The 6,557-nt window shown below is 68.3% G+C and carries 5 protein-coding genes; all 5 read right to left on the bottom strand.

All coding sequences use genetic code 11. The features are described from left to right. Window positions 1–302 precede the first annotated feature (302 nt). The gene (locus tag ACFWPH_RS12465) at window positions 303–944 is read right to left on the bottom strand and encodes a hypothetical protein (RefSeq protein ID WP_378750274.1); all 642 of its coding nucleotides are present in this window, start codon (window positions 942–944) and stop codon (window positions 303–305) included. A 412-nt stretch (window positions 945–1,356) separates the two neighbouring features. Further along, window positions 1,357–2,067, bottom strand: a complete 711-nt coding sequence (locus tag ACFWPH_RS12460; RefSeq protein ID WP_378750272.1) for a type 1 glutamine amidotransferase — start codon at window positions 2,065–2,067, stop codon at window positions 1,357–1,359. Continuing rightward, on the bottom strand, window positions 2,064–3,302 hold the full coding sequence (locus tag ACFWPH_RS12455) for a MurT ligase domain-containing protein (RefSeq protein WP_378750270.1): 1,239 nt from the start codon (window positions 3,300–3,302) through the stop codon (window positions 2,064–2,066). Before ACFWPH_RS12455 ends, ACFWPH_RS12460 begins: the two co-directional genes overlap by 4 nt. A 240-nt stretch (window positions 3,303–3,542) precedes the next feature. After that, window positions 3,543–5,351 (bottom strand): FAD-dependent oxidoreductase, encoded by a 1,809-nt coding sequence (locus ACFWPH_RS12450; protein ID WP_378750268.1) that lies wholly within the window; start codon window positions 5,349–5,351, stop codon window positions 3,543–3,545. A gap of 93 nt (window positions 5,352–5,444) precedes the next feature. Then, window positions 5,445–6,518, bottom strand: coding sequence for an EamA family transporter (locus ACFWPH_RS12445; RefSeq protein ID WP_378750266.1), 1,074 nt, complete (start codon window positions 6,516–6,518; stop codon window positions 5,445–5,447). Between the last annotated feature and the right edge of the window lie 39 nt (window positions 6,519–6,557).

Below are 6,557 nucleotides of genomic sequence, written 5' to 3'. Positions count from 1 at the left end.
GGTCGTTCAGCACTCGATGCTCGCGGCTGCGCCGCATTGCATCGAGTGCTGAACGACCACGCGGGCCAAAACCTTTCAGGGCCTCGCTGAACTCGGCGCCGCCGTTGGTTGCGTTCGGTTCGGTGTGGGGTTCGTCGGGTACGCCGTATGCGATATCAGCCACAACGCCGTTGTAGGCGTTACCGGGGACGCCGCACTCGGGTTGCCGCGGAATTCTCGCGAGTCTCGCACAGTATCGAGGGCTGGGGCTGGGTTGTTGTTTGTAGTGGCTGCCGGCCTACCGTCGCGCAGGTTGCCGGCATCTACATTTCGAGTCGTTCCCAGGGCAGCCGGTCGAGCCGCTCGTGGTTACGGCGGGTCCAGTCCCAGATCAGGTCGGCGACGGTATCCGCGTCCTCGACCTGCGTGGTGAAATGCCGGTCGGGAGCGCCGTCGCGGTATTCGAGGGTGAAATCCTGCGTCGCATTCCGGTAGGTCTGGATATAGACCTGCGGCTCCCGTTCCACGATCAGATAGGGGTTCGGGTCGGCCAATTCGTGAATCCAGAAATGAGCCAGGGGTTCGGTCAGGTACGGGAATTCGCCCGCGCCTCCGTGCGTCACGGTGACGGGGATATGCCCGGCCGGGTCGATCAGCCAGGTCAGCTGCGGGTCGTAGACGGCGTAGTCGCGCGGGGTCGCCAGTTCGAACACCAGATTCCGGACGAAACCGATCGCATCGTAAGGGCTGGCGATATGCAGTGCCGCCCCGTACGGCACCCCGCCCACCGGCGCGCTCAGAAAACTGTCCGCCTCCGGAAGCTCGGCATTTCGGCCGTTCAACTCGGTCGCCAGCGCCGCCACCGCAGCCGTTTCCGCCCGCCCTTCCTGCGTAGCGAAATACGCATCCACCTCGGCAGGCGTAGCGGCAACACCGGACGGCAGCAGCATATGGTCGTAGCTCACCCACACAGTGTCTACGGCGCACCGCCGCGCGCGGGTCTCGCCCCCGGCTCCAATTGCAAAAACCCTTCGCGGCCTCCCCGGAGGCAACTACCTGCCCCCTCGCCCTTCGGATGGTCCACTTTCCCAGGGTGGGGCCCGCCCGGTTCTGGAGCGACGGAGCGGGGGAGCGAAGCGGAGGAGCGGAGGAGTGAAGAACCGGGCCTCCAAGGGCCCCACCCTCGAGCCGCGGAGCGGCTCCAAAATTACAGAGCGGCTCCAAAAATTACAGCCCGCCCCTCCACGGAAGGCCTACCCGGCGTACCCGGGCTCGCCCACGGATGGATCTACCCACACATTGCAGGCGCACCTCTGGCTGGGTGCCCACGTTCACCAGGTTCACCAGGTCTCGACCAGCCCGCCGGAGGAGACGTAATCACACACGCAGACGTTCGCGGCGGAGTTGTTCGACTTCTGGGAGGTCCAAGGGCGGCAGCGCGTCCACGCCCAGGGCCCGGCAGAGCAGGTGGTCGGCGAGCTCGGGATTTCGGGCCAGGGCGGGCCCGTGCATGTAGGTGCCGAGGACCGAACCCTGCACCACACCCTCCAAGCCGTCGCCGACACCGTTGCCGACGCCGCGGGTCACCCGTGCGAGACCGGTGGCAGCGGGGCCCAGGGTGGTACCGCCGCGGTGGTTCTCGAATCCGGTGAGCGGGGCGGACAATCCGGGCAGCAGTGGTGTGGTGGTCACCTCGCCGATCGCGCGGGTGCGTTGCGGGGTGGTCGTGGCGTCCAGCAGCCCGACACCCTCTACGCGCTCGCCGCTGGAGGTTTCGTACCACTGGCCGAGTACCTGGATCGCCGCGCAGATGGCCAGTACCGGGGCGCCGCGACCGGCCGCTGTCTGCAGGCCGGGGTAGCGCAGCAGGTGGCGGGTCGCCAGGCGCTGGGCGGAATCCTCGGCGCCGCCGAGGGTGTAGATGTCCAGCGAGTCCGGGACCGGGTCGGGCAGGGTGATCTCCACGATTTCGGCGTCGATATCGCGCCACCGCAGCCGCTGCCGCAGCACCACCGCGTTGCCGCCGTCGCCGTAGGTGCCCATCACATCGGGCAGTACCAGCCCGATCCGGACGGTCGAATCGCTCATTGGGTGCGCTCCCGGAGGTCACGGTTCAGATCGCGGAACGCCGTGTAATTGGCCAGCACTTCGACCTGCCCCGCCGGGCAGGAAGCGATCGCGCGGACCGGATCCGGCACGGTGGTGTGCGCGACCCCGGCGTAGGTCAGGCGCACCGCCAGATCGGTCGCGCGCTCCCCGGCGGCGACGACCTGGACGTCCTCGAAATGCTCGAATCGCACATCCCACAGCCACGACAGGTCCTCCCCGTCGGGGACCTGCCCGTTCACCGCGATCACCAGGCCGGCCGCGCTGTGGTCGATCATCGAAAGCGCTTCCTGCCAGCCGGCCGGATTCTTGGCGAGCAGCAGCCGGGCGGCATGCTCGCCGACCTGCACGGTGCGGTACCGGCCCGCGATCTCCTGCACGGTGCCGGTGGCCGCGCACGCCTGCTCCACCTCGGCGCCCATGGCCACGGCGGCCGCCACGGCCTGCGCGGCGTTACCCCTGTTCGCGCGGCCGGGCAGCGCCAGCCGCAACGGCAGCCGGACACCGTCGGGTCCACAGAGTTTATCGCCGTCCAGCCACCAATCCGGCTGTGGCCGAGCGAAATCTGCGCCGGTGCTGTACCAGTGCGGACCCTCCCACAGAATGGGTTCCCCGCTGCGCGGGCAGCTGGTGGCGTCCATCGCCCAGCCGCTGCCCGCCGCGACCCAGATGACATTGGGATGGTCGTAGGCGATCGAGGTGATCAGCACATCGTCACAGTTGGCGATGACGACGGTATCCGGATGCCGGGCCAGCCCCGAACGCAACCGGCGTTCGATCATATTGATCTCGCCGACCCGGTCCAGCTGGTCGCGGCTGAGGTTGAGCAGGACCACCGCCTCGGGTTTCAGCGAATCGGTGATATGCGGCAGATGTAGTTCGTCCACCTCGATAGCGGCCAGCGGCGCATCGCGGTGGACGTTGAGCGCCGAGACGATCCCGGCGTCCATATTGGCGCCGTCGACCTGGGTGGCGACCTCGCCGAGGGTGCTCAGCGCGGCAGTGGTCATCCGGGTGGTGGTGGATTTCCCGTTGGTACCGGTGATCAGTACGGTCCGCTTGCCGCGGCCGAGTTGCTTCATGATCGTGGGATCGATGCGCAGGGCCAGGAGGCCGCCGATCATCGAACCGTTGCCACGGCCCGCCTTGCGTGATGCCCACGCCGCCGCGTCGGCCACTCTGAGGGCTGTTCGCCCGCGCACCGAGATATCTGCCACGCGGGCAGTCTAATGATCCGCGGCGTCCGCTCTCATTCGGCGCGGGTGAGTTCACGCCCTGGTGACAATGTGCGCGGCGGAAGTGCTCTGTCCGGTCCGGCCGATTACCGGCCGTCGACCACATCGTCGGCTGATCGTCGAGCCGGCGGCCCCGGTCCGCCGGCCGAGGCCGCCTGTCCGCGGGGCGGTAACGGCGAGACAGTCCGCTCCCAGAGCGCGAAGAACCGGCGCGGTCCGGTTTCAGAACTGGATATCGAACCGGTTCGGGCGTCCGGCGGCGAAGTCGGCGGCGTCGGCCTGGCGCAGCGGCTCCAGTTCGACGGCGCGGTACAGGGTGTAGGTACGGCAGCGCGGTGCGGTCGACCCGGTGACGTCGAGCAGTGCGTTCACCGCGGCCCGGGCGGATTCGTTGGCGCCCTCCATGGTCGCCAGGTCGATATTCGTGCGCACATAGTCGCCGGCCAGGAAGAGGTTCTCGACTCCGCCGTGCGGTTCGGGGCGTGCGTCCCACGAGCCGGCGGTGTTGATGAGCAGCGGGTCGGCGTTGCTGTTCTCGCCGCGATCGGCATGCCAGGTGATGCCCGGGTCGAGGAACCAGGAATGCAGATCGGTGTCGCGAAGTAGTTCTTCGCGATCGTTGAGGTGGGCGAGGATCTGCGCCCATGTTTCCTTCGCGATTTCCTCGTGGGTGCATTCCTTGGCGGTTTTGCCGAAGAGGATCCCGGGGGTGTTCCAGTCGGAGATATCCACCGAGAGGCAGTCCTGGACGGTTCCGTCGCCGTATTCCGGCAGTTTGCGCGCCCAGAGAGCGTTCTGGGCGATCGAGGTGAGCGACCAGGGCGAGTCGATATAGGCACTGTGACCGCTGCCGAGCGCGGCGCCGCGGCGCAGGTAGAACTGGATTCCGGTCATCCAGTCGGTGTAGAGCCGGCTCATCTTCGCCAGCTCGGGCCAGGCGGTGAGAATATCGGCGCTCCACAGGTCGCGGGCGCGTTCCGCGGGCAGCGCGACCACGAAATGATCCGCCGTCACCGTTTCAGTGCCGCCGTTCGCGGTGACGATCCGGGCGCCGGTGATCCGCCGGTCGGCGATATCGAGTCCGCGGACCTCGGCGCCGATCTCGAACCGCACTCCGAGATCGCGCAGCAGCGTCACCCAGGGGTCGATCCAGGCGCTGTTGGTGGGGCCGTTGAGTACCCGGTCCAGGTCCCCGTCGAAGCCGATCTGCAGCGGGTTGCCGAGGAACTGCTCACCCATCGTGCCGATGGTCCGCACACTGGCCAGCTCGTCCTTGGCCGCGACCAGCAGGCTGGTCAGCGTGCGCGAAATCAGCGCCCGGAACTCGTGTGATCGCTCGTGGCCGCCCACGAAATCGAGCCAGGAGGTCCGCTCCCACTGTTGTAGGCGGCGGGCATCGCTGCTGGTGTTGAACACCAGCAGCCGGTTGGCGAAGAACAGTCCTTCCTGGGGCGGCATCTTCAGCATGGTGGAGATCGCCGAGGCCAGGCTTTCGCGCATACCGTCGGCGGTCAGGGTGGACAGACCCTCGATTGCCATAGGTGCGCGGATATCGTCGCCGCCGGCCCGCGAGAAGCGGGCGTCGGGCGCCGACACCAGGTTGTCCCATACGCCGTTGCGGTTGGCGGCGAACGGGATCCGGCGCATGGTGTCGGGGACGTGCTGGTAGAAACCGGGGAAGAAGCGGAAGCCGTGTTCGCCGGGCAGGTCGGGCCGCCCGCCGCTACCGGTGCCGGGTACGCCCATGCTGCGGGCCTTGCCGCCCAGTGCCCGGCGTTCGTAGACGGTGACTTCGTACCCGCGTTCGGCGAGTTCGTGGGCCGCGGTGAGTCCGGCGACCCCGCCGCCCAGCACCGCAACCCGGGTTTTCGCCGCGCCGGCCGACCTTACGGGTAGTGCCGCCGCAGCCGCGACGCCGACTCCGGCGGCCGCCGCCCGGAGCGCGGTGCGCCGGGAAACCACCCCGAAACCGTTGGTCCGCTGATCAGAAACCGTTGCGGTACCCGTGGCGGGCCACCGATGCTGTGCCATTGTGTCCACTACTCGATCCGGATTGCTGTCGCGATTGCGCCATACTCTAACGGGATGCGCTGTCCACGGTGCACCGAGCAAGTGGAACCGGCGCTACCGGACCGCGTGTTCTGCGGGGCGCGCTGAGTCCGTGGGCGCAATCGCTCCGCTTACTCCGCCGCCATGCCGGACCGCGGTGGCATCCGGCGCCGGCACCGGTATGGCGACGTCCGGGGCGACCAGATCGCCCTGACCCGATAGGGGGTCGGCTCCGGCCGACACCAGGACTTCCCGGCGCGAGCCGGCCGGTTTGCGGGCGCCCGCGGTGGCCGCAAACGCACCCGCGATGACCACCGCGCCACCGATCAGGCTCGCCGGCGCGGGCGTCTCACCCAGAAACATCCATGCCGCGGTGAATCCGACCACCGGAACCAGCAGCGATAGCGGCGCAACGCTCCCCGCCGGGTATCGGCTCATCAGGTAGGTCCACAGGCCTGACCCCACCACTGTCGCCAGTACGGCCGTATAGCCGAGGGCTGCCAGTGCGGGCCAGCCGTCCGCGGTGAAGGTGTCCAGCAGAGCCTCCACTCCCGTCGTGGGGCCCTCCCAGACTGCGGATATCGCCAGCAGCGGCAGTACCGGCACCGTGGTGATCCACAGGGTGAGGTGCAGTGGATTGCCCCCGGGGGCCTCCACACTCGCCCGGCGTGCCCCGATATTGCCCAGCGCCCAGCCGAATCCGGCGGCCAGCGTCAGCAGTACGGGCAGCAGCGCGGCGTGCGCGAACTGATTCCAGCCGATCACTGCCATGCCCGCCACCGCGACGAGCAGCCCGGCGACCTGTACCGGCCGCAACCGTTCCCGCAGCAGCAGCGCGCCCAGAGCCACGGTGAACGGCGCGGAGGATTGCAGCACCAGGGAGGCCAGCCCGGTGGGCATCCCGATGCGCATCGCGGTGAACAGGAACGCGAATTGCAGGATGCCGAAGCCTGTGCCGTAGAGCAGGATCCAGCGCCATCGCACCTGTGGCCGCGGGATGAACAGCAGTGCGGGCACCGCGATGACCGCGAAGCGCAGGGCGGCGAAGAAGAAGGGCGGGAGATGGTCGAGCCCTACCCGGATGGCCAGGAAGTTCACGCCCCACAGCAGGACGACGGTCGCGGCGAGGAGGCGGTCGCGGGGGGTCACCGTTCAATCGTGGGATGTTTGAACAATGAGCACAATCGA

The organism is Nocardia sp. NPDC058499 (genome assembly GCF_042719915.1).
Taxonomy (GTDB): Bacteria; Actinomycetota; Actinomycetes; order Mycobacteriales; family Mycobacteriaceae; genus Nocardia.
The sequence above is the reverse complement of the archived record's forward strand: the minus strand, read 5'-3'. Positions and strand labels throughout refer to the sequence as shown.

Excerpts from the sequence above, each read along its gene's own strand:
- ACFWPH_RS12460 (WP_378750272.1), bottom strand. The coding sequence starts at position 2,067 with ATGAGCGATTCGACCGTCCGGATCGGGCTGGTACTGCCCGATGTGATG.
- ACFWPH_RS12450 (WP_378750268.1), bottom strand. The coding sequence starts at position 5,351 with ATGGCACAGCATCGGTGGCCCGCCACGGGTACCGCAACGGTTTCTGAT.